Genomic DNA, 19,030 nt, shown 5'->3' with positions numbered 1-19,030 from the left:
TAGGACTCAAGGCGATTGGGAGGGTCCATGTCAGAGTCCTTGAACGCCGTGATGATCGGAGCCGCCCTGGCCGGCGGCTATCTGCTGGGATCGATCCCGTTCGGCGTGATCGCCACGCGGCTGGGCGGCGCGGGCGATGTGCGGACGATCGGATCCGGCAACATCGGGGCGACGAACGTCCTGCGCACCGGCCGCAAGGATCTGGCGCTGTTGACGCTGCTGGGCGACGGGGGCAAGGGCGCGGTGGCCGTGCTGCTGGCCTGGCTGGCGACCCGCGACGGGACGGCGGAACAGCAGGCCGTGCTGACGTCGTTGGCGGCCGGGGCAGCGTTCCTGGGGCACCTGTTTCCCGTCTGGCTAGGCTTCAAGGGCGGCAAGGGCGTCTCGACCTTCTTCGGCACCATGCTGGCGGCGGCCTGGCCCGTCGGGCTGGCGGCGGCGGCGACCTGGCTGATCGTCGCCTTCCTCTTCCGGATGTCTTCCCTGGCCGCCTTGGTGGCGGTGGCCGTGGCCCCCCTGGTGGCCCTGCTGCTCGGCCGCCCCGGGGCGATCGCGCTGCTGGCGCTGTTCATGGCGCTGCTGGTCTATGTGCGCCACGCCGAGAACATCCGGCGGCTGCTGAAGGGCCAGGAGCCCCGCATCGGCGCCGCCAAGGGATCCACGGAGAGCGCCCAAGGGTGACCCGTCAGCTCACCGACGCCCAGCGGCGCGACTGGCTGCGGCTGGCGCGGACGGAGAACGTGGGCGCCGTCACCTTCGACCAGCTCATCGGACGGTTCGGCGAGGCCTCGCTGGCGCTGGCCGCCCTCCCCGACCTGGCCCGCCGCGGCGGCCGGGCGGCCGGCATCCGGATCGCGAACGCGGCGGAGGCGGATCGGGAGCTGGCGGACGGCGCGGCGCTCGGCGCCCGCCTGATCGCATCCTGCGAGCCGGACTTTCCCCAGGCCCTCGCAGCGCTCGACCCACCCCCGCCGCTCATCTGGGTGCGGGGCGATCCCGGCCTCCTGGACCGCAAGGTCGTGGCCATCGTCGGCGCGCGGGTCGCCTCGGCCGCCGGCCAACGGTTCGCCCGCGGCCTGGCCGCCGACCTCGGACAGGCCGGCCATGTGGTGGCCTCGGGCCTGGCGCGGGGCATCGACGGTGCGGCGCACGAGGGCTCGCTGCCCACCGGGACGATCGCCGTCCTGGGCGGCGGCATCGACGACATCTATCCGCCGGAGCACCGCGATCTCTACGCCCGGATCGTCGAGCAGGGCTGCGTGGTGTCCGAGAACCAGCCGGGCCGCACCGCCGTCGCCCGCGACTTCCCGCGCCGCAACCGGATCATCGCCGGCCTGTCCCGCGCCGTCGTGGTGGTCGAGGCCGAGTTCCGCTCCGGCTCGCTGATCACAGCGCGACTGGCCAACGAGCAGGGCCGCGAGGTGCTGGCGGTGCCAGGCTCCCCCCTCGACCCGCGGGCCCGGGGGACCAACGACCTGATCCGCCAGGGCGCGGCGATCTGCGAGGGCGTCGAGGACGTGCTGCGGGCGCTGGAGGGCCTTACCGGCCTGCGCGAGCCGGAGCCTGCGCCTTTCCAGCCGGCGCCGGTCGAGGCCGATGACGGGCTGCGCGAGCGGCTGGCCGACCTCCTCTCCCCGACCCCTGTTTCCCGGGACGAGCTGATCCGCGCCGCGGCGGCCCCGGCCCCGGCCGTATTCGCCGCCCTGATGGAGCTCACCCTCGCCGGCCGGGCCGATTTGTTGCCGGGCGGGATGGTGGTGAAAGGAATAGCCCCTTAAGGGGCTGGCTTGACCGCGCGGTCGTGGCCCGTTGACAGGCCTGCAAGACCACCCCCACCTTCCGCGCTCTTTTGGATCAGACACACCCTAGATGAAGCTCGTCATCGTCGAGAGCCCCGCCAAGGCCAAGACCATCAACAAGTACCTTGGCTCCGACTTCAAGGTGCTCGCCTCCTACGGCCACGTCCGCGACCTGCCCGCGAAGGACGGTTCGGTGCGCCCGGACGAGGACTTCGACATGTCGTGGGAAGTCGACGGCAAGGCGGCCAAGCGCCTCTCCGAGATCGCCGACGCGGCGAAGTCGGCCGACCGCCTGTTCCTGGCCACCGACCCGGACCGCGAGGGCGAAGCCATCTCGTGGCACGTGATGGAGGTGCTGAACAAGAAGCGCGGCCTGAAGGACATGCCGGTCCAGCGCGTGGTGTTCAACGCCATCACCAAGGCCGCCGTCACCGAGGCCATGGCCAATCCGCGCGACCTCGACATGGAGCTGGTGGAGGCCTACCTGGCCCGCCGGGCGCTGGACTATCTGGTGGGCTTCACCCTCTCGCCGGTGCTCTGGCGCAAGCTGCCGGGGGCGAAGTCCGCCGGCCGCGTGCAGTCCGTAGCCCTGCGCATCATCGTCGACCGCGAACTTGAGATCGAGCGCTTCAAGACCCAGGAATACTGGACCGTCGAGGCCGAGGTCTCCGCCGGCAGCGATCCCTTCACCGCCCGCCTGGTGAAGCACGAGGGCAAGCGTCTCACCAAGTTCGACCTGGCCAACGAGACGAGCGCGTTTGCCGCCCGCGACGCGGTCAAGGCCGCGACGTTCAAGGTGGCGGCCCTCGAGCGGAAGCCCGGCCGTAGGTCCCCGCCCCCGCCCTTCACCACCTCCAGCCTGCAGCAGGAGGCGGCGCGCAAGCTCGGCTTCAACGCCCAGCGGACGATGCAGACGGCCCAGAAGCTGTACGAGGGCATCGACATCGGCGGCGAGACCGTGGGTCTCATCACCTACATGCGGACCGACGGCGTGCAGACCGCGCCCGAGGCGCTGGACGAAGCCCGCGGCGTGATCGGCGGCCTCTATGGCAAGGAATATGTGCCGGAGAAGCCGCGCTTCTATTCCAGCAAGGCCAAGAACGCCCAGGAGGCCCACGAGGCGATCCGCCCGACCAGCCTGGCCCGCAACCCCGGCAAGCTGCGCCTGGAGGGAGACCTCGGCCGCCTCTACGAGCTGATATGGAAGCGGATGATCGCCTCGCAGATGGAGAGCGCCCGCATCGAGCGGACGACCATCGATCTCGAGAGCGCCGACGGCAAGACCGGGCTGCGCGCCACCGGCCAGGTGGTGACCTTCCCCGGCTACCTCGCCGTCTACGAAGAAGGCCAGGACGATCCCGAGGACGAGGAAGGCGGCCGCCTGCCGCAGGTGGCCGAAGGCGCCGACGCCAAGGTGCGCTCGGCCAAGGCCGACCAGCACTTCACCGAGCCGCCGCCGCGCTATTCCGAAGCCAGCCTAGTCAAGAAGCTGGAGGAGCTGGGCATCGGCCGGCCCTCGACCTACGCCTCGATCCTGACGGTGCTGCGCGACCGCGCCTATGTGCGGATGGAGAAGCAGCGGTTCGTGCCCGAGGACAAGGGCCGCCTGCTGATCGGCTTCCTGGAAGAGTATTTCGCCCGCTATGTGGAGTACGACTTCACGGCCGGCCTGGAGGAACGCCTCGACCTCGTCTCGGCCGGCGACCTGGACTGGAAGGTCCTGCTCCGCGAGTTCTGGAACGACTTCAACGCCAAGATCGGCGAGACGGCCGAACTGCGCATGAGCGACGTGCTGACCGCGCTCGACAAGACGCTGGGCCCGCACCTGTTCCCGGAAAAGCCCGACGGCAGTGACCCGCGCGCCTGCCCGGTCTGCAACACCGGCCGCATGGGTCTGAAGAGCAGCAAGTACGGGCCGTTCCTGGGCTGCTCGAACTATCCGGAATGCCGCCACACCCGACCGCTGACGGTGGCCGAAGAGGGGGAGGACGGCGCGACCGGCGACCGGGAGCTGGGGATCGACCCGGTGACCGGCGAGACCGTGTTCCTGAAGACCGGCCGCTTCGGCGTCTACGTCCAGCTCGGCGAAGGCGAGAAGCCCAAGCGGTCCAGCTTGCCCAAGGGCTGGTCGGCGCCCGACATGGACCTGGAAAAGGGCCTGCGCCTGCTGCGCCTGCCGCGCGAGGTGGGCAAGCACCCGGAGGACGGCAAGCCTATCCTGGCGGGCATCGGCCGCTTCGGCCCGTTCGTGCTGCACGAAGGCACCTACGCCAACCTGCCGACGGCGGACGAGGTCTTCGACGTGGGCGTGAACCGCGCCGTCGACCTGATCGCCACGAAGCGGGCCGGTCGCCGAGGCGGGGCAGAGGCGGCGGCGCTGAAGGAGCTGGGCGCCCACCCGGTGGACGGCCAGCCGATCCGCGTGCTGTCCGGCCGCTATGGCCCCTACATCAAGCACGGCTCGACCAACGCCAACGTCCCGCGCGGCGCCGATCCGCTGGAGGTGACGCTGGAACAGGCGGTCGCCCTGATCGCCGAACGCGAGGCCAAAGGCGGCGGCAAGAAGGCGAAGAAGCCGGCGGCCCGCGCCACGAAGGCCAAGGCGACCGACGGCGCGGCCAAGACCACGGCAAAGAAGGCGCCGGCCAAGAAGAAGGCCGCAGCCAAGAAGCCGGCCGCGAAGAAGGCGCCCGCCGCCGCGGCCATCACCGACGACGAGACGCCGTTCTAGGAACCGACCGCGAGTCCGGTGGCATGGGGCGCGAAGACCACTAAGGTCGACCCATGCCTACCGCGACCCTCAACGGCCTGAACTTCCACTACGAGCGTGCGGGCGAAGGCCCGCGACTGCTGTTCATCTCGGGCACCGGCGGCGACCTGCGGGTGCAGCCGAACGTCTTCGCCTCGCCGCTGGCGCGCGCGTTCGACCTGGTGGCCTACGACCAGCGGGGCCTGGGGCGGACGGACAAGCCCGACGTCCCCTATTCCATGGCCGACTATGCGGACGACGCCGCGGCGCTGCTGGACCACGTGGGCTGGGAGGAGGCCCTGGTGCTGGGCGTCTCCTTCGGTGGGATGGTGGCGCAGGAGCTTGTGCTGCGGCATCCGTCGCGGGTGACGCGGCTGGTGCTCGCCTGCACCTCGCCGGGAGGCGAAGGCGGCGCCTCGTACCCCTTCCACGAGATCGAGGACCTGAAGGGCGAGGCCCGCGCCCATCACCTGATCCCGATCAGCGACACGCGCCGGGACGCCACCTGGGCGGCCGCCCACGCGGGGGAGTACGCGAAGCTGATCGAGCTCACGGCGGCCGACCCGTTCGCGGGCGAGCCCGGGCGGGCCGAGGGCGCGCATCGCCAACTCGAGGCGCGGGCCAAGCACGACACCTGGGATCGGCTTCCGGACATCGCCTGTCCCGTCCTGGTGGCCGGGGGTCGCTACGACGGCATCGCCCTGCCCGAAACGCTGGAGAAGATGGCGGGTCGGATCCCGGGCGCGGAGCTGCGCTTCTTCGACGGCGGCCACCTGTTCATGTTGCAGGACCGCGCCGCGTACCCGGCCATGATCGCCTTCCTGAAGGCCTAGTCCGCCGCCAGTTCCAGGATCTCGACGATATCCTGCGGCCCGGTGATGGGGCGGGGGCTGAAGCGCACGCCCCCGTCGTGCATGGTGTGCTCGGCAATGGCCTGGAAGTCCTTGCGGAGGATGCCGATGCTCTTGAGGTCGTTCGGCAGGTCAAGGCCGTCGGCGAGCCGGCGCACCGCGTCGGCGGCCGAGCCCTGATACCCCAGAAGGCTGCTGATCAGGGCTTGCGGCGCGAGGGCGGCGTCATGGGTCCAGGCCAGCACCGCGGGCAGGATCACGCACGAGGTGATCCCGTGCGGGACCCCATAACTCCCGCCGAGAGTGTGGCCGATGGCGTGGCTGGGCCCCATGCCGCGGCCCGATCCCACACCGCTGATGGCCAGCCACATGCCGAACTGGCACTCCATCCGGGCGCCGAGGTCTTCGGGATCGGCATGGCTGGCGGTGAGCCCGCGCGCGAGGCGCTTCAGTCCCTCGGCGGCCAGGACGTCGGCGTAGGGCGCGCGCACCGGATGGCAGAGCTGTTCGACCGCATGGTCCACCGCCTTCATGCCGGTGGAGCCCCACAGCCGCGGCGGCGTCGCCAGGGTCATGGCCGGATCCAGCACCACCGCCCGCGGCGCCAGCATGGGATGGGTGTAGCCCTCCTTCACGCGGCGGGCCGGATCGCTGACGCCGGCAAAGGGCGTGAACTCGGCGGCGGACAGGGTGGTCGGAATTGCGATGAAGCGGAGGCCGGGCGAAACCTTGGCCACCTCAACGCGGTCGGGCCCGCGGCCGGCCCGGTAGGCGTCGAGCTCCTCCGCACGCTCCAGCCCGGCCCAGAGGCAGAGCTGCATCACCTTGGTGGCGTCGATCACCGATCCGCCGCCCAAGGCCACGATGAGGTCGGCGGCGGTCCGGCGGGCTTCCGCCGCGCCGGCGATCACGCCCTCGCGCGGCGAGTGGGCGCCGATTTCGCTGAACAGGCCCACGCAAAGATCGCCAAGGTCCGCCGCCAACTCGGCGGCCACGCCATCCCTCAGCGAGCGGGTCGTGGTCAGCAGAATGCGGCGGGCGCCCCAGGCTTTCGCCAGCTCGCGCACCACCTCCACGGCGGGCCGGCCGTAGACGACCTGGTCCTGGCCTGGGAACCTATGCGCGCCGGCGAGCATCTTCCGTTCCTCCGCTGAGCCGCCAAAGGTGCTAAGCACGACCAATGGCCCGATCCAAGATGCCGAAGTCGACCCGCTTTGCGAAAGGCGTGCCCGACCGCGAAACCCTGCTGAAGTTCATCCGCGAGAGCGGCGAGACCGACAAGGCCGCGATCGCGCGGGCGTTCGGCCTCAAGGGCGAGGACCGCCGGGTGCTGCGCAGCCTCCTGCAGACGATGGAGGCCGAGGGCGCCCTGGGCAAGCGCGGGCGCAAGGGCTTCGCCGAGGCCGGCGCCCTGCCCGAAGTGGGCGTGGCGGACGTAGCCGAGCGCACCACTGACGGCGACCTCCTGGTGCGACTGACCCGTGGCGAGGACGCGCCTCTCGTGCCGCTGGCGCCTGGCGGCGACGCGCGCGGCGGGGCTCCCGGCCTGGGCGACCGCCTGCTGGTGCGGTTCGTCACGCTGGAGAACGGCGAGACCGAGGCGCGGCTGATCAAGCGGCTGGGCCAGAGCGCGCACCGTATCCTGGGCGTGGTCCGCAAGGTGCGCCGCGAGATCCGGGTGGAGCCTGTCGATCGCAAGTCGAAGGACACCCTGCTCCTCCCCGATGGCGAGGACGTCCGGGACGGCGACCTGGTGCTGGCGCAGGTGGAGCCGCACGGCCCGCGATACGGCCCCAAGCGAGGCAAGCTGCTGGAGGTGGTCGGGCGCGAGGACGAGCCGCGCGCCTATTCGATCATCGCCATCCACGCCCACGGCATCCCCACCGGCTTCTCGGAAGGCGCCGAGGCCGAGGCGGAGGCCGCACAGCCGCCCACGCTCGGGGGGCGAGAGGATCTGCGCGAGATCCCGCTGATCACCATCGACCCGCAGGACGCCCGCGACCACGACGATGCGGTCTATGCCGAGCCGGACGACGACCCCAAGAACCCTGGCGGCTGGGTCTGCTGGGTCGCCATCGCCGACGTGGCCGCCTATGTGCGGCCGGGCTCGGAGCTGGACCGCATCGCGCGGGACAAGGGCAACAGCGTCTATTTCCCCGATCGGGTCGAGCCGATGCTGCCCGAGCGGCTGTCGAACGGCCTCTGTTCCCTGCGCGAGGGCGAGAACCGCGCGACCATGGCCGTACGGATGGTGTTCGGGGCAGACGGCCGCAAGCGCAGCCACAGGTTCGTCCGCGGCCTGATGCGCTCGGCCGCCAAGCTCTCGTACGAACAGGCCCAGGCCGCCATCGACGGCCAGCCGGACGACAAGGCCGGCCCGCTGCTCGAACCCGTGCTGAAGCCCCTGTGGGCCGCCTATGCCTGCCTGAAGAAGGGCCGCGACGCCCGCTCGCCCCTGGCCATCGAGAGCCTGGAGCGGAAGATCAGCATCAACCGCGAGGGCGAGATCGCCCAGATCACGCCGCGCCCCAGCCTGGAGGCGCACAAGCTGATCGAGGAGTTCATGATCCAGGCCAACGTCAGCGCCGCCGAGACCTTGGAGCAGAAGAAAACGCCTCTGGTCTACCGGATCCACGACCAGCCCAGCCAGGAGAAGATCCAGGCGCTGGTGGACTTCCTGTCGACTCTCGGGCTGCCCTGGACCAAGGGCGAGGCGCCGCGCACCGAGCGCTTCAACCGCCTGCTGGAGGAAACCCGCGACGGGCCGCATGCCGACATCGTCAACGAGGTGGTCCTGCGCACGCAGATGCAGGCGGTCTATTCGACGGACAACATCGGCCACTACGGCCTGAACCTCGCCAAGTACGCCCACTTCACCTCGCCGATCCGCCGCTACGCCGACCTGATCGTCCACCGGGCGCTGGTGACGGCCCTGGGCCTGGGCAGCGACGGCCTGTCGGACCGGGACATCGCCACCATGAAGGACACGGCGGAGGTCATCACCTTCGCCGAACGCCGGGCCATGGCGGCGGAGCGCGACGCCACCGACCGCTACGTGGCCGCCTTCCTGGCCGACCGGGTGGGCGCGGAGTTCACGGGACGTATCACCGGCGTCACCCGCTTCGGCCTGTTCGTCCGCCTGGCCGAGACCGGCGCCGACGGCCTGGTGCCGATCTCCAAGCTGGGCGGCGAGTTCTTCATCCACGACGACCGCAGCCACGCTCTGGTGGGCGAGCGGTCCGGCGCGCGCTGGCCGCTGGGCATGACGGTGGAGGTTCGCCTCGAGGAGGCCACGCCCATCACCGGCGGGCTGCTGTTCGAGATGCTGAGCGAGCCTGCGCCCCCCGACAAGGCCGCCCCACGCCCCCGCCTGGGCATGCGAGCCCGCGGCGACCGGCGGCCCGGCGGCGGCGGCCCCGGAAAGCCCAAGAGCGGCCGCCCGCCCGGCATCCGCACCGGCCGCAAGAAAAAGATGGGCGGCAAGCGCCGCTGACACCGCTGCCCCGCCAGCGGCCTTCCGCCACGGCGCCCTTCCCTCGCCGCCCGGCGTGGCCATACAGTTGTTTCATGACGACGAACGGGCCGCCGAAATCCGAAGACGGGGTATCCAAGCCCGAGGGACCGCCCCGCGTGCCGGGCCAGCGGGCCGTGCGCCCGAAGAACGCGGCGACCGTGATGATCATCCGCCGGGACGCCGCCAAGCCGCGCGTCCTGATGGGCAAGCGCCACGGCGGGCACAGCTTCATGCCCGACCGCTGGGTGTTCCCGGGCGGCCGGATCGACCGGGCGGACTATCGCGCCCCTTACGCTACCGACCTGCGGCCCGACGTGGGCGGGCTCTTCGACCGTTACCTGCCCGCCGGACGCGGCCGGGCGCTGGCCCTGGCCGCCGTACGCGAGACGTGGGAGGAAGCGGGCCTGCTGCTGGCCCGGCCCGGCCAGGCGCGCGCCAGGGGCCCGTGGAGCACCTTCGCCGCCCAGGGCGTGCTGCCGGACCTGGAGGCCATGGACGTCGTCGCCCGGGCGATCACCCCGCCGGCCGTGGGCAAGCGGTTCGACACCTGGTTCCTGATGGCGGACGCCGAGCGGCTGACCAGCCTGGATCGCCAGCCGGACTGCGGCGAGTTGGAGGAGATCGACTGGGTCGACTTCGACGACGCCATGAGCCTGCCTCTGCCAACCGTCACGCGCCTGATGATCAAGGAGGCCGTGGCCCGGATGGAGGACCCCAGCCGCCCGAAGCCGTTCCTGCGGTACAAGGACCGCGGAATGCGGCCGACCAGCCTCTAGCCACCGGCCGCGCGGCGCCTATCTCTCGAAGATCTCATCGGGAGCGTTGCATGAAGTCCCTCGCCCTTGCCGCCATGGCCGCGGCGCTCGCCTCGCCCGCCGCGGCCCAGCCGGTGCAGCAGCTGCGGATCTACGAGATCTTCGACGGCAACAAGCAGGCTTTCCACGACCGGTTCCGCGACCACGGCGCGCGGATCATGGCTCGCCACGGCTTCAAGGTGCTGTCGATGTGGGACAGCCGCTTCGACGGGAAGACGGAGTTCGTCTACCTCCTGGAGTGGAAGGACGAGCCCACGATGAAGGCCGCTTGGGCCGCCTTCATGGCCGATCCGGAATGGGCGGAGATCAAGCGCGTGACCGGTGCGCAGCATGGCCGGCTGGTCGGCGCGATACAGGACCGGACCCTGCGGCTCACCGACTATTCGCCGACGCTCACCAGTCCTCCCGCCCGTTGACGTGCTTCACGGGCAGCGTCTCCCAGGACGTGTCCTCGAACAGCCGGGCGTTCACGGCGATCCTCGGGTTGTCGAAGTCGGGCTGGCCGCTCTCGAAGCCGGGCATCTCGGAGTGCGTCCCCATCCCGCAGACGGGGCAGTAGTGATGCTGCACGAGGTAGTCGCCCCACTGATAGGTCCAGACGCGGCTGGGCGCGGTGGCGAGCTTGAACTGCCCGGGCTTGTAGTAGGCGACCAGTCCGCCGCGGCGAACGCAGAACGAGCAGTTGCACGAGGTGAGCTCGGCCGGCATCTCGCCGACCTCGAACTGGATCGCACCGCAATGGCAGCGGCCTTTGACGGGCATCGGGCATACTCCGTGATGGCACGAAGGCCACCCTGGAACCCCCGTCCCGCCACCGCGGTGTCAGCAGGCGACCTAAGCGGTTGACTTACGCGCGCGGATTCGTATTTTCCGCGCCTCCTGAACACCCGCCGGCGGTGCGACTCCGTTTGGCCCCGCCCATTTCTTGCTTCTAGGATTCGAGCCATGGCGAAGCCCGCCTCCATCAAGATCCGCCTCAACTCGACGGCGGACACCGGCTACTTCTACGTGGCCAAGAAGAACGCCCGCACCAAGACCGAGAAGATGGTGGTGCGGAAGTACGACCCGGTCGTGCGCAAGCACGTCGAGTTCAAGGAAGGCAAGATCAAGTAGGCCATCCAAGCCTCTGATTTCGCATGAAGACGCCCGGCCTCACCGCCGGGCGTTTTTCGTTCCGGCGAGGGCGGTGACGAAGCCCAACATCGTCAGGCCGAACATGATTCCGATGATCAGCGTCAGGCGCTGTTCGCGCGCGCCCACGGCCGCGCCCTGCCTCAGCACCTCGTCGAAGTGGCCGAAGAACGACATCCAGAACATGGCGCAGGCAAAACCCCAGCCGGCCGTCAGCCAGTGCGCCGGGCCGCGGCGCAACACCAGCACGCCGCCGACCACGAGCAAGGTCGCGGCGACGTAGTCCACAACCCAGAACGGCCACCACTGCCAGTCGCCCCAGTTTCGGACAGCCTCCAGCACGGCCAGCGCCAAGCCGAAGACGACGGCCAACCACGCTGAAATCCGGATCAAGACGCCCTCCCCGTTTTACCTGAGCATAGGCTCGCAGGCTTGGCCGTAAAGCGGGCGACCGCCGGTTGACGGCCCCCCGGGACGGCGCGAGCATGGCGGATCGATAACCCGCGCCTTGCGGGTGTTCGCGGGGTACCGCCCCGCGGCGAACAGGTGGACGGCCCGACTTCCCAGCGAAGTTGCCGCCCGCCCGTTCTCCGCGGGGCGTTTCCTTTCAGGAGCCTCCGATGGAGCATCCCCGCACCGGCCTCACCGCGGATCAGGCCGAAACCTACGCCCGGGACGGCGTGGTGCGCCTTTCCGGACTGATCTCCGCCTCTGACATTGAGAGGATGCGGGATGCAGTCTGGCGCAAGCTGCACGCGCGACCAGGGCGGGCGGCCCGCCCGTCCAAGCTCACCGCGCGCGACGGCGAGTTCGATGCGATGGCCAGCCCCGCCATTCGCGGCCTGCTCGACGATCTTCTGAGCGAATGGGCCGAGCCGACGCGCTGGGGCTTGCCGCTGGTGGCCTTCCACACCGGCGAGGCGGTCTGGGACGTCCCACATGAAAACTGGCACATCGATCTCGGCGGGCTTCCCGGCGAATACGCCCTCGCGCGGTTCTTCGTGATCCTCGAGCCGTCGCGGCCGGGCGGCGGCGGCACCGGTTACGTCGCAGGCTCACACAGGCTCTTCGCGGCCATCGTCGAGCGTGAGGGCCGCCTCCGTTCGTCCGCCGAGGCTCGGCGCAGACTGATCGAGCGCGCGCCCTGGTTCGGCGAGCTATCGTCCACGCGCCCGGGCGAAGACCGTATCCAGCGCTTCATGCAAGAAGGGGCCGAGATCGACGGCGTCCGGGTCCGCGTGTGCGAGATGTTGGGCGATCCCGGTGATGTGATCGTCATGCATCCGCTGATGCTGCACGCGCCCATGCCGAACGTCCTGCCGACGCCCCGGATGATGCTGACGCAGTTCGTATACGGACGCCGCTAGGCCGCCGCGCGGGCGATGACGCGGTTGCGGCCGGCGGACTTGGCCTCGTAGACCGCCTCGTCGGCGCGCTTTAGCAGCGCGGTGGGGGTGTCGTCCGTGCCGGAGCTGGAGGCCACGCCGATGGAGATGGTCACCGACAGGAGTTCCTCGCCGCCCATGACGCGGAACGGCGCGCCGGCCGCGTGGAGGCGGATCCGCTCGGCGATGCGGCGGGCGTCCTCCAGGTCGGTATCGGGCATCACCACCACGAACTCCTCGCCGCCGTGGCGGACCGGCAGGTCGATGGCGCGGACGTTGGAGGCCAGGCGCACCGCGAACTCGGACAGCACCTCATCGCCCACGTCGTGGCCGAAGCTGTCGTTCACGCGCTTGAAGTGGTCGATGTCGATGACCAGCAAGGAGACGGGCTCGCCGCCCTGGTTCGCCCGGCGCATCAGCGCCTCGAGCTGGCCGGACATGTAGCGGCGGTTGTGCAGGCCGGTGAGCTGGTCGGTGACCGCCAGCTCCAGCGAATGATCTAGGTTGGAACGCAGGTAGTCGGTGTAGCGCTTGCGGCGGATCTGGGTCCGCACGCGGGCGGCCAGCTCGCCGGGATCGATCGGGCGTGCCAGGATGTCGTTGACGCCGATCTCCAGCGCCTTGACCGCCTTCTGCCGCTCGTCGAAGTCGGCGATGGCGAGGATCGGAAGGCTGCGGGTGGCCTCGTCCGAGCGCAGCTGGGCGGCGAAGCGCAGGCCGTCGAAGGCCTTGGCGTTGGCGTTGACGATGACGAGGTCGACCGGGCCGCGGGCGGTCAGCACCGCCTTGTAGGCCTCGCTCTCGACCACCGGGCGGTGCTCGACGGCCAGCTCGGCGGCGACGCGTTCGGCCTGGCGCACATTGTCGTCGACGATGAGGATACGCCCGCCCGATCCGCCCAGGCGCGAGGCGGCGCCGGCGATCACGCCCATGCGGCGACCCGAGGCCTCGCGGGCGCGAAGCTCGTCGATCACGGCCTTCAGGCGGGTCAGGCTGCGCACGCGGGCGAACAGCATGACGTCGTCGATGGGCTTGGTCAGGAAGTCGTCGGCCCCGGCCTCCAGGCCGGCGACGCGGTCGGCGCGGCCGTCGAGGGCGGTCACCAGCACCACCGGCACGTGGCGGGTCTCGGGGTCGTCCTTCAGCCGGCGGCAGACCTGGAAACCGTCCATGCCGGGCATCATCACGTCGAGCAGGATGATGTCGGGCTGTTCCGAGGCGGCGATGGCCAGGGCCGTCGGGCCATCGCTGGCGGTCAGGACCTCGTAGTACTCGGCCGAAAGCTTGGCCTCGAGCAGGCGCACGTTCGATTCGATGTCGTCGACGACCAGGATGCGCGCGGACATGGCTAGTTCAGCAGGCGCTTGATGGTGTCGAGGAAGTGGCTGACCGAGATGGGTTTGGAGATATAGGCCTCGCAGCCGCCCTCCCGGATCCGCTCTTCGTCCCCCTTCATGGCGAAGGCGGTGACCGCGACGACCGGGATGTGAGCCAGATCGTCGTCTTCCTTCAGCCACTTGGTGACCTCGAGGCCCGAGATCTCCGGCAACTGGATGTCCATGAGAATCAGGTCGGGGCGGTGCTCGCGCGCAAGCGACAGCGCCGCGAGCCCTTCACGGGTCTCGAGGGTCTCGTACCCCTGGGCTTCGAGCAGATCATGAAAGAGCTTCATGTTCAGCTCGTTATCCTCGACGATGAGGACCTTCTTGGCCATTGAGGACCCGACTGCTGGGGGCTCGGCCGAAGTCGGCCCTCCCACCCTTCCGGAGCTTATCGGGCCGGATATCCTTAAACTTCGTTATCCGCGCTGGAACAACGTTGGCCGAGCAACCTCACATCGTCGCCCCCAGCCTTGCTTCGCTGGGCCTGTCCACCGGGCGTCCCCTGGTGCTGGTCGACGTGGACGAAGTCCTGGGCCTCTTCATGCAGGGGTTCGGCGACTTCCTGACCGGGCATGGCCTGGAGATGCGGATCGAGCGGTTCGCGCTGTTCCAGAACATCTATCGTCCCGGGGCGACCGAGCACCTTCCGCTCGAGGACGGCAAGGCGCTGTTCGACGCCTTCTTCGCGACGCACTGCCACGAGATCGAGCCGGCGCCCGGCGGCATCGAGGCCCTGAACCGGCTCGCGCGGTCGGCCGAGATCCTGATTCTCTCCAACGCACCGGCCGAGGCCGAGCGGCTGCGGACACAGTGGCTGCGCAAGCATGGCCTGCCGCACCCGCTGATCCTCAACTCGGGACCGAAGGGTCCGATGGCGGCCGGCCTGGTGGCGCAGACGTCCCAGAGGACGGCCTTCGTCGACGACCTGCTGCCGAACCTCGACTCGGTGCAGGACCACTCGCCCGCCACGGCCACCTTCCAGCATGTGGCGGACCTGCGCCTGCGGCCCTTCGCGCCGCAGTCCGAGCGGCACCCGCGGATCGACGACTGGGCCGAGCTGGCCGACGCGATCGAGGCCGCGATCCGGTCTTAAGCCTTCTGCGCCAGCTTGCTGACCGTGGCCTCGTGATCGGCCTTGGTGATCCGGTACAGGGAGATCGCCAGAATCGCGCCGCCATAGAGCGCCGCCAGCACCACGACGTAGGACAGGCCCAGGCGCTCGATGACCTCCGGGGTGACCTGTCCCGGCTTCGCGCCATTGGGAAAGGCCACGAGCGCCAGGATCGCGCTGGAAATGAAGATGCCGACGCCCGACACGACCTTGGACACGAAGGCGCTGACCGAGAAGAACAGCCCCTCCGACCGGCGCCCCGTGCGCAGCTCCGAGTCCTCCACCACATCCGCCATCATCGATGAGATCAGGATCGAGGTGATGATCGTGGTGGCGGTGGCAAGGGCGCCGGCTGCGAACAGCAGCGGCATAAGCAGCGGATCACCGTTGGCCGGGAAGACCCCGAGCAGCCGCAGGATGATGGGGGTCGTGGCGAACGCCAGGGAACAGGCCTTCATGAGGCGGGCGGCGTCGCGCTTTCCGATGCCCTTCGAGACCGGCGGCGCGAAGATCAGGGCCAGGATCGCCGACAGGAAGTTGCTGGCCGCCAAGATCGCGATCTGGCCCGACGACAGCTGCCAAAGATAGGTGCCGAGATAGAGGTTGAGGGACAGGAAGAGGCCCTGGGCCATGGCGTTGAACAGCCCCGCGACGATCAGCATCAGGAACGACCGGTGGGCCACGGTCGCCGCCATCTCGCGGAACACCATCGGCAGCGAAACCTTCCGCTGCGGCGGCACGCGAAGGCGGGGGATATGGCGATGGGTGCCCGCCGCCGACACCAGGATCGCCACGAGCATCACCGCGGCCGCGGCCACGGAATAGGCCTGGTAGCCGTCGCGGTTGAGTTGGCCGACCGGGTTGTCCGCGGACGGCCGCAGGAAGACCTGCAGCGCCAGGATGGTCATTCCGACGCCGCCGAACCACCCGAAGAACTGGCGGTAGGCGAAGACGCGGGTGCGTTCGTGATAGTCCTGGGTCAGCTCGGGCGCGAGCGCCGAGGACGGGATCTCGTACATCGTGATGAAGCTGCGGATCACCATGGCCACCACGACCAGGTAGGCGAACAGCAGCGACGGCGGCAGGTCCGGCGGGTTCCAGAGCAGGACGTAGGACAGGGCCACCGGCACGGCCGCGGCGTACATGAACGGGTGCCGCCGGCCCCAGCGCGATCGCCAGTTGTCCGACACCTGGCCCATGATCGGGTCGAGCACCGAGTCCACCATCAGTGCGATCATGATCGCCGCGCCGACCGTCGCCGCGGGGAGCCCGATCACCTGATTGTAGAAGATGAGCAAGAGCGACGAGAAGCCCTGGTCCTTCACCCCGAACGCCACCGTCCCGAATCCGTAGAAGAGTTTGGTCGACAGCCCCAGCTTCGGCGAGGCGGCCGGGGCTCCGGCCCCCTCGGCTTTCGACGCGGTCATGGTTGCTTCTCCTGCGGCGCGCCGCATCTCAGCGGACGCTACCCAACGCCTTTAACGTACAGTGTAAACTTTTGCAGCCGGAAGACCCTTTCTCGCTGGAGGCGTTGGCGCTGAGGGAACGGCCGTTGCGCCGATCGACGCTTCGGCGCAGACCCGTGAGCCTGTGGAACAAATCGGGTATTCAGGGTCGATGATCCGCATCGGCGTCGATATCGGGGGCACCAAGATCGAAGCGGCGGCGCTGGACGCCGACGGGCGGTTCCAGGCGCGCGTCCGCGGCGCCACGCCGCCCGCCTACGAGGACCGGCTGGAAGCGACCCGCGAGATCGTGGCCGAGGCCGAGCGGCAGGCGGGTGTCGCGGTGACCCGTGTGGGTGTGGGCGGGCCAGGATCGCCTTCGCCGGCCACCGGCCTGATGCGCAACTCGAACTCCACGGTCCTCAATGACCGGCCCTTCCCCACCGACCTCCAGCGGGTTCTGGGCCGTGCCGTCCGCTACGCCAACGACGCGAACTGCCTGGCGCTGTCCGAAGCGCGGGACGGGGCGGCCGCGGGCAAAGGCGTGGTCTTCGCGGTGATCGTCGGCACGGGCTGTGGCGGCGGGATCGCGGTGGACGGGCGTCTGGTGGAGGGGCGCAACCTCGTCGCCGGGGAATGGGGCCACACGCCCCTGCCCTGGCCGCGGCCGGAGGAGATCCCCGGAATCCCTTGCTGGTGCGGGCGCGTGAACTGCCTGGAGCTCTGGCTCAGCGGAACGGGCTTCGCACGCGATGCCGGGCGTCCTGCAGAGGCCGTGATCGCCGAACCGGACGCCGCGGGCGCTGCGGCGCTGGAGCGCTACATCGACCGGCTGGGCCGCGCGCTGGGCGTGGTCTGCGACATCCTCGATCCCGACGTGATTGTCCTGGGCGGCGGCCTGTCGAACCTGGACACCCTCTACCCGCGGCTGCCCGCCGCGATCGCCCCGCACGTCTTCTCCGACGTCTTCGAGACCCCCGTCCGCCGGGCGCTGCATGGGGATTCCTCCGGGGTCCGGGGAGCGGCCTGGCTGTGGCCCCTGGAATGAAGGCGTTCTGCCGCGACTGCTTCTGGCAGGGCGAGGAGCCGGTGCGGCGCTGCCCGGACTGCGCCTCCCCGCGGATCGTCAGCCATCCGGAACTGAGCCGACTGTCCATCGCGCACATGGACTGCGACGCCTTCTACGCCAGCGTCGAGAAGCGCGACCGGCCGGAGCTGCGCGACGTGCCGGTGATCGTGGGCGGCGGGAAGCGCGGCGTGGTGACGACCTGCTGCTACATCGCGCGCATCAAGGGCGTTCGCTCGGCCATGCCGATGTTCAAGGCGCTGAAGGCCTGCCCGGAGGCGGTGATCGTCAAGCCGGACTTCACCAAGTACCGCGCGGAGTCGAAGCGGATCCTCGGCATGGCCGCCGAGCTGACCCCGCTCATCCAGAACCTCAGCCTGGACGAGGCCTGGATGGACCTGTCCGGCACCGAGCGCCTGCACGGCGCGCCGCCGGCGATCACGCTCGCGAAGCTGCAGGCGCGGATCGAGGCCGAGACCGGCCTGACCGTCTCCATCGGCCTGGCCGTGAACAAGTTCCTGGCCAAGGTGGCGTCCGACCTCGACAAGCCGCGTGGGTTCTCGGTGATCGGCCACGAGGCGCAGACCTTCCTGGCCGGCAAGCCGGTGAGGATCCTGCCCGGGGTCGGGCCGGCCATGGTCGCCAGCCTGGAGAAGGCCGGCTACCGCACCGTGGGCGACCTGGCGCGCGTGGACATCAAGGTGCTGGCCGATCGCTGGGGCGCCTACGGCCTGCGCCTGCACGACCTCGCACATGGGCGGGACGCCCGCGCGGTGAACCCCAATGAGGCGCGCAAGGGAATCAGCTGCGAGACCACGTTCAACGAAGATCTGCACCGCATCGCCGACCTGGAGGACAAGCTGGCGCCCCTGTGCGAACGGGTCGCACGCCAGGCGCGCCAGGGGGCGGTGGCCGGCCGGGTGGTGACCCTGAAGCTGCGGACCACCGATTTCCGGATCGTGACCCGGCGGCGCACCCTGCCCGTGGCGACGCAGACGGCGCACACCCTGTTCAAGGTCGGCCGCGAACTGCTCGCGAAGGAGGCGACCGGCCGGCCCTGGCGGCTGATCGGCATCGGGATCGCCGACCTGATCGACGCCGAGACCGCCAGCGACGACTTCTTCGCCGGCGATGAGCGCCGGGCGCTGTCGACCGAGCGGTCCATCGACGCCATCCGGGCCCGCTTCGGCGCCGACGCCGTCACCTCCGGCCGCATCCTCCGCGCCCGCTCGGCCTCCGACGACGATTGATCGCCGGACGGGTCCAGGACCGCGTTCCTACCTTGCGAACCGCCTGCGACGTTCGGGCGCAACCGAAGTGCGGATTTCGTAATCACTGTGGGTGGAGGGTGAGCATCGTCAATTCAACCCTTCCAAAAGGCGATATCTTCCATATCTAATCAGGTTGGCAGCCGGCGTTTGGCCGCCCACCCTTGGAGAATGGACAGATGAGCGAACGGAAGGATGGTGGCGCTGACACCGGCGTTCGCTCTGCGGTCATCACGCAGACGAAGCCAAAGACGCAAAAGCCGTCGATGTACCGCGTTCTGTTGCTTAACGACGACTACACGCCAATGGAATTCGTCGTCTATGTGCTCGAACAATTCTTCAATAAGTCGCGCGAAGACGCGACTCGCATAATGCTCCATGTCCATCAGCACGGCGTGGGCGTTTGCGGGGTCTACACATACGAAGTGGCGGAAACAAAAGTGGCCCAGGTCGTTGATACGGCGCGGCGGCACCAACACCCGCTGCAGTGCACCATGGAGAAGGACTAAGGCGC

The 19,030-nt window shown here is 69.7% G+C and carries 19 protein-coding genes; 13 read left to right on the top strand and 6 right to left on the bottom strand.

The genetic code is table 11. The features are described 5' to 3' along the window. The first annotated feature begins 27 nt into the window (after window positions 1-27). The 4 genes from plsY to A2790_RS09025 all read left to right on the top strand — a co-directional run bounded on the left by plsY (window position 28) and on the right by A2790_RS09025 (window position 5,381). A complete protein-coding gene (gene plsY / locus A2790_RS09040) occupies window positions 28-681 on the top strand; it encodes a glycerol-3-phosphate 1-O-acyltransferase PlsY (RefSeq protein WP_293390226.1) in 654 nt (217 codons plus the stop codon). Next, window positions 678-1,778 carry a DNA-processing protein DprA gene (dprA, locus tag A2790_RS09035; RefSeq protein ID WP_293390223.1) on the top strand — a complete coding sequence of 367 codons (1,101 nt, stop codon included), beginning with the start codon at window positions 678-680 and terminating at the stop codon, window positions 1,776-1,778. The genes plsY and dprA overlap by 4 nt, the downstream gene beginning before the upstream one ends. Before the next feature lie 91 nt (window positions 1,779-1,869). Then, complete coding sequence (gene topA, locus A2790_RS09030; protein WP_293390220.1) at window positions 1,870-4,530, top strand: type I DNA topoisomerase; 2,661 nt, start codon at window positions 1,870-1,872, stop codon at window positions 4,528-4,530. A gap of 53 nt (window positions 4,531-4,583) precedes the next feature. Further along, window positions 4,584-5,381 carry an alpha/beta hydrolase gene (locus tag A2790_RS09025; protein ID WP_293390217.1) on the top strand — a complete coding sequence of 266 codons (798 nt, stop codon included), beginning with the start codon at window positions 4,584-4,586 and terminating at the stop codon, window positions 5,379-5,381. Here A2790_RS09025 and A2790_RS09020 read toward each other — a convergent pair. Beyond that, a complete protein-coding gene (locus A2790_RS09020) occupies window positions 5,378-6,535 on the bottom strand; it encodes an iron-containing alcohol dehydrogenase (protein WP_293390214.1) in 1,158 nt (385 codons plus the stop codon). The two genes, A2790_RS09025 and A2790_RS09020, sit on opposite strands and share 4 nt — an antisense overlap. Before the next feature lie 44 nt (window positions 6,536-6,579). Here A2790_RS09020 and rnr point away from each other — a divergent pair, with 44 nt between their 5' ends. The 3 genes from rnr to A2790_RS09005 all read left to right on the top strand — a co-directional run bounded on the left by rnr (window position 6,580) and on the right by A2790_RS09005 (window position 10,144). Next, window positions 6,580-8,892 carry a ribonuclease R gene (gene rnr / locus A2790_RS09015; RefSeq protein WP_293390211.1) on the top strand — a complete coding sequence of 771 codons (2,313 nt, stop codon included), beginning with the start codon at window positions 6,580-6,582 and terminating at the stop codon, window positions 8,890-8,892. Window positions 8,893-8,966: 74 nt separating this feature from the next. After that, window positions 8,967-9,689, top strand: coding sequence for an NUDIX hydrolase (locus tag A2790_RS09010; protein ID WP_293390208.1), 723 nt, complete (start codon window positions 8,967-8,969; stop codon window positions 9,687-9,689). Between the two features lie 50 nt (window positions 9,690-9,739). Continuing rightward, entirely contained in the window at window positions 9,740-10,144 is a 405-nt protein-coding gene (locus A2790_RS09005; RefSeq protein ID WP_293390205.1) for an NIPSNAP family protein, read from the top strand. On the opposite strand, the gene A2790_RS09000 is transcribed toward A2790_RS09005, so the two are convergent. Beyond that, window positions 10,122-10,490 carry a GFA family protein gene (locus tag A2790_RS09000; protein WP_293390202.1) on the bottom strand — a complete coding sequence of 123 codons (369 nt, stop codon included), beginning with the start codon at window positions 10,488-10,490 and terminating at the stop codon, window positions 10,122-10,124. The genes A2790_RS09005 and A2790_RS09000 overlap by 23 nt on opposite strands. 183 nt (window positions 10,491-10,673) lie before the next feature. Between A2790_RS09000 and rpmG the strand changes: the two genes are divergently transcribed. Further along, the gene (rpmG, locus tag A2790_RS08995) at window positions 10,674-10,841 is read left to right on the top strand and encodes a 50S ribosomal protein L33 (RefSeq protein ID WP_068874184.1); all 168 of its coding nucleotides are present in this window, start codon (window positions 10,674-10,676) and stop codon (window positions 10,839-10,841) included. A 39-nt stretch (window positions 10,842-10,880) separates the two neighbouring features. Here the strand turns inward: rpmG and A2790_RS08990 are convergent, their stop codons facing one another. Next, the gene (locus A2790_RS08990) at window positions 10,881-11,252 is read right to left on the bottom strand and encodes a hypothetical protein (RefSeq protein ID WP_293390199.1); all 372 of its coding nucleotides are present in this window, start codon (window positions 11,250-11,252) and stop codon (window positions 10,881-10,883) included. Between the two features lie 227 nt (window positions 11,253-11,479). Here A2790_RS08990 and A2790_RS08985 point away from each other — a divergent pair, with 227 nt between their 5' ends. Further along, on the top strand, window positions 11,480-12,226 hold the full coding sequence (locus A2790_RS08985) for a phytanoyl-CoA dioxygenase family protein (RefSeq protein ID WP_293390196.1): 747 nt from the start codon (window positions 11,480-11,482) through the stop codon (window positions 12,224-12,226). On the opposite strand, the gene A2790_RS08980 is transcribed toward A2790_RS08985, so the two are convergent. Both A2790_RS08980 and A2790_RS08975 read right to left on the bottom strand, forming a co-directional pair. After that, window positions 12,223-13,590, bottom strand: a complete 1,368-nt coding sequence (locus A2790_RS08980) for a PleD family two-component system response regulator (protein ID WP_293390193.1) — start codon at window positions 13,588-13,590, stop codon at window positions 12,223-12,225. The genes A2790_RS08985 and A2790_RS08980 overlap by 4 nt on opposite strands. Window positions 13,591-13,592: 2 nt before the next feature. Then, window positions 13,593-13,958, bottom strand: a complete 366-nt coding sequence (locus A2790_RS08975; RefSeq protein ID WP_068874180.1) for a response regulator — start codon at window positions 13,956-13,958, stop codon at window positions 13,593-13,595. Window positions 13,959-14,062: 104 nt separating this feature from the next. Here A2790_RS08975 and A2790_RS08970 point away from each other — a divergent pair, with 104 nt between their 5' ends. Further along, a complete protein-coding gene (locus A2790_RS08970; RefSeq protein ID WP_293390190.1) occupies window positions 14,063-14,719 on the top strand; it encodes a hypothetical protein in 657 nt (218 codons plus the stop codon). Here A2790_RS08970 and A2790_RS08965 read toward each other — a convergent pair. Beyond that, window positions 14,716-16,164 carry an MFS transporter gene (locus A2790_RS08965; RefSeq protein ID WP_293390188.1) on the bottom strand — a complete coding sequence of 483 codons (1,449 nt, stop codon included), beginning with the start codon at window positions 16,162-16,164 and terminating at the stop codon, window positions 14,716-14,718. The two genes, A2790_RS08970 and A2790_RS08965, sit on opposite strands and share 4 nt — an antisense overlap. Window positions 16,165-16,354: 190 nt before the next feature. Here A2790_RS08965 and A2790_RS08960 point away from each other — a divergent pair, with 190 nt between their 5' ends. The 3 genes from A2790_RS08960 (at window position 16,355) to clpS (ending at window position 19,025) form a co-directional block, all read left to right on the top strand. Next, window positions 16,355-17,230, top strand: coding sequence for an ROK family protein (locus A2790_RS08960; protein WP_293390186.1), 876 nt, complete (start codon window positions 16,355-16,357; stop codon window positions 17,228-17,230). Continuing rightward, a complete protein-coding gene (locus A2790_RS08955) occupies window positions 17,227-18,498 on the top strand; it encodes a DNA polymerase IV (protein WP_293390183.1) in 1,272 nt (423 codons plus the stop codon). The genes A2790_RS08960 and A2790_RS08955 overlap by 4 nt, the downstream gene beginning before the upstream one ends. Before the next feature lie 197 nt (window positions 18,499-18,695). After that, the gene (clpS, locus tag A2790_RS08950) at window positions 18,696-19,025 is read left to right on the top strand and encodes an ATP-dependent Clp protease adapter ClpS (RefSeq protein WP_293390180.1); all 330 of its coding nucleotides are present in this window, start codon (window positions 18,696-18,698) and stop codon (window positions 19,023-19,025) included. Window positions 19,026-19,030 lie beyond the last annotated feature (5 nt).

The sequence above is a fragment of the Phenylobacterium sp. RIFCSPHIGHO2_01_FULL_69_31 genome, assembly GCF_001824475.1.
Taxonomy (GTDB): domain Bacteria; phylum Pseudomonadota; class Alphaproteobacteria; order Caulobacterales; family Caulobacteraceae; genus Phenylobacterium.
Note: the sequence above shows the minus strand (reverse complement) of the source record. Positions and strands in the feature narration are given on the sequence as shown.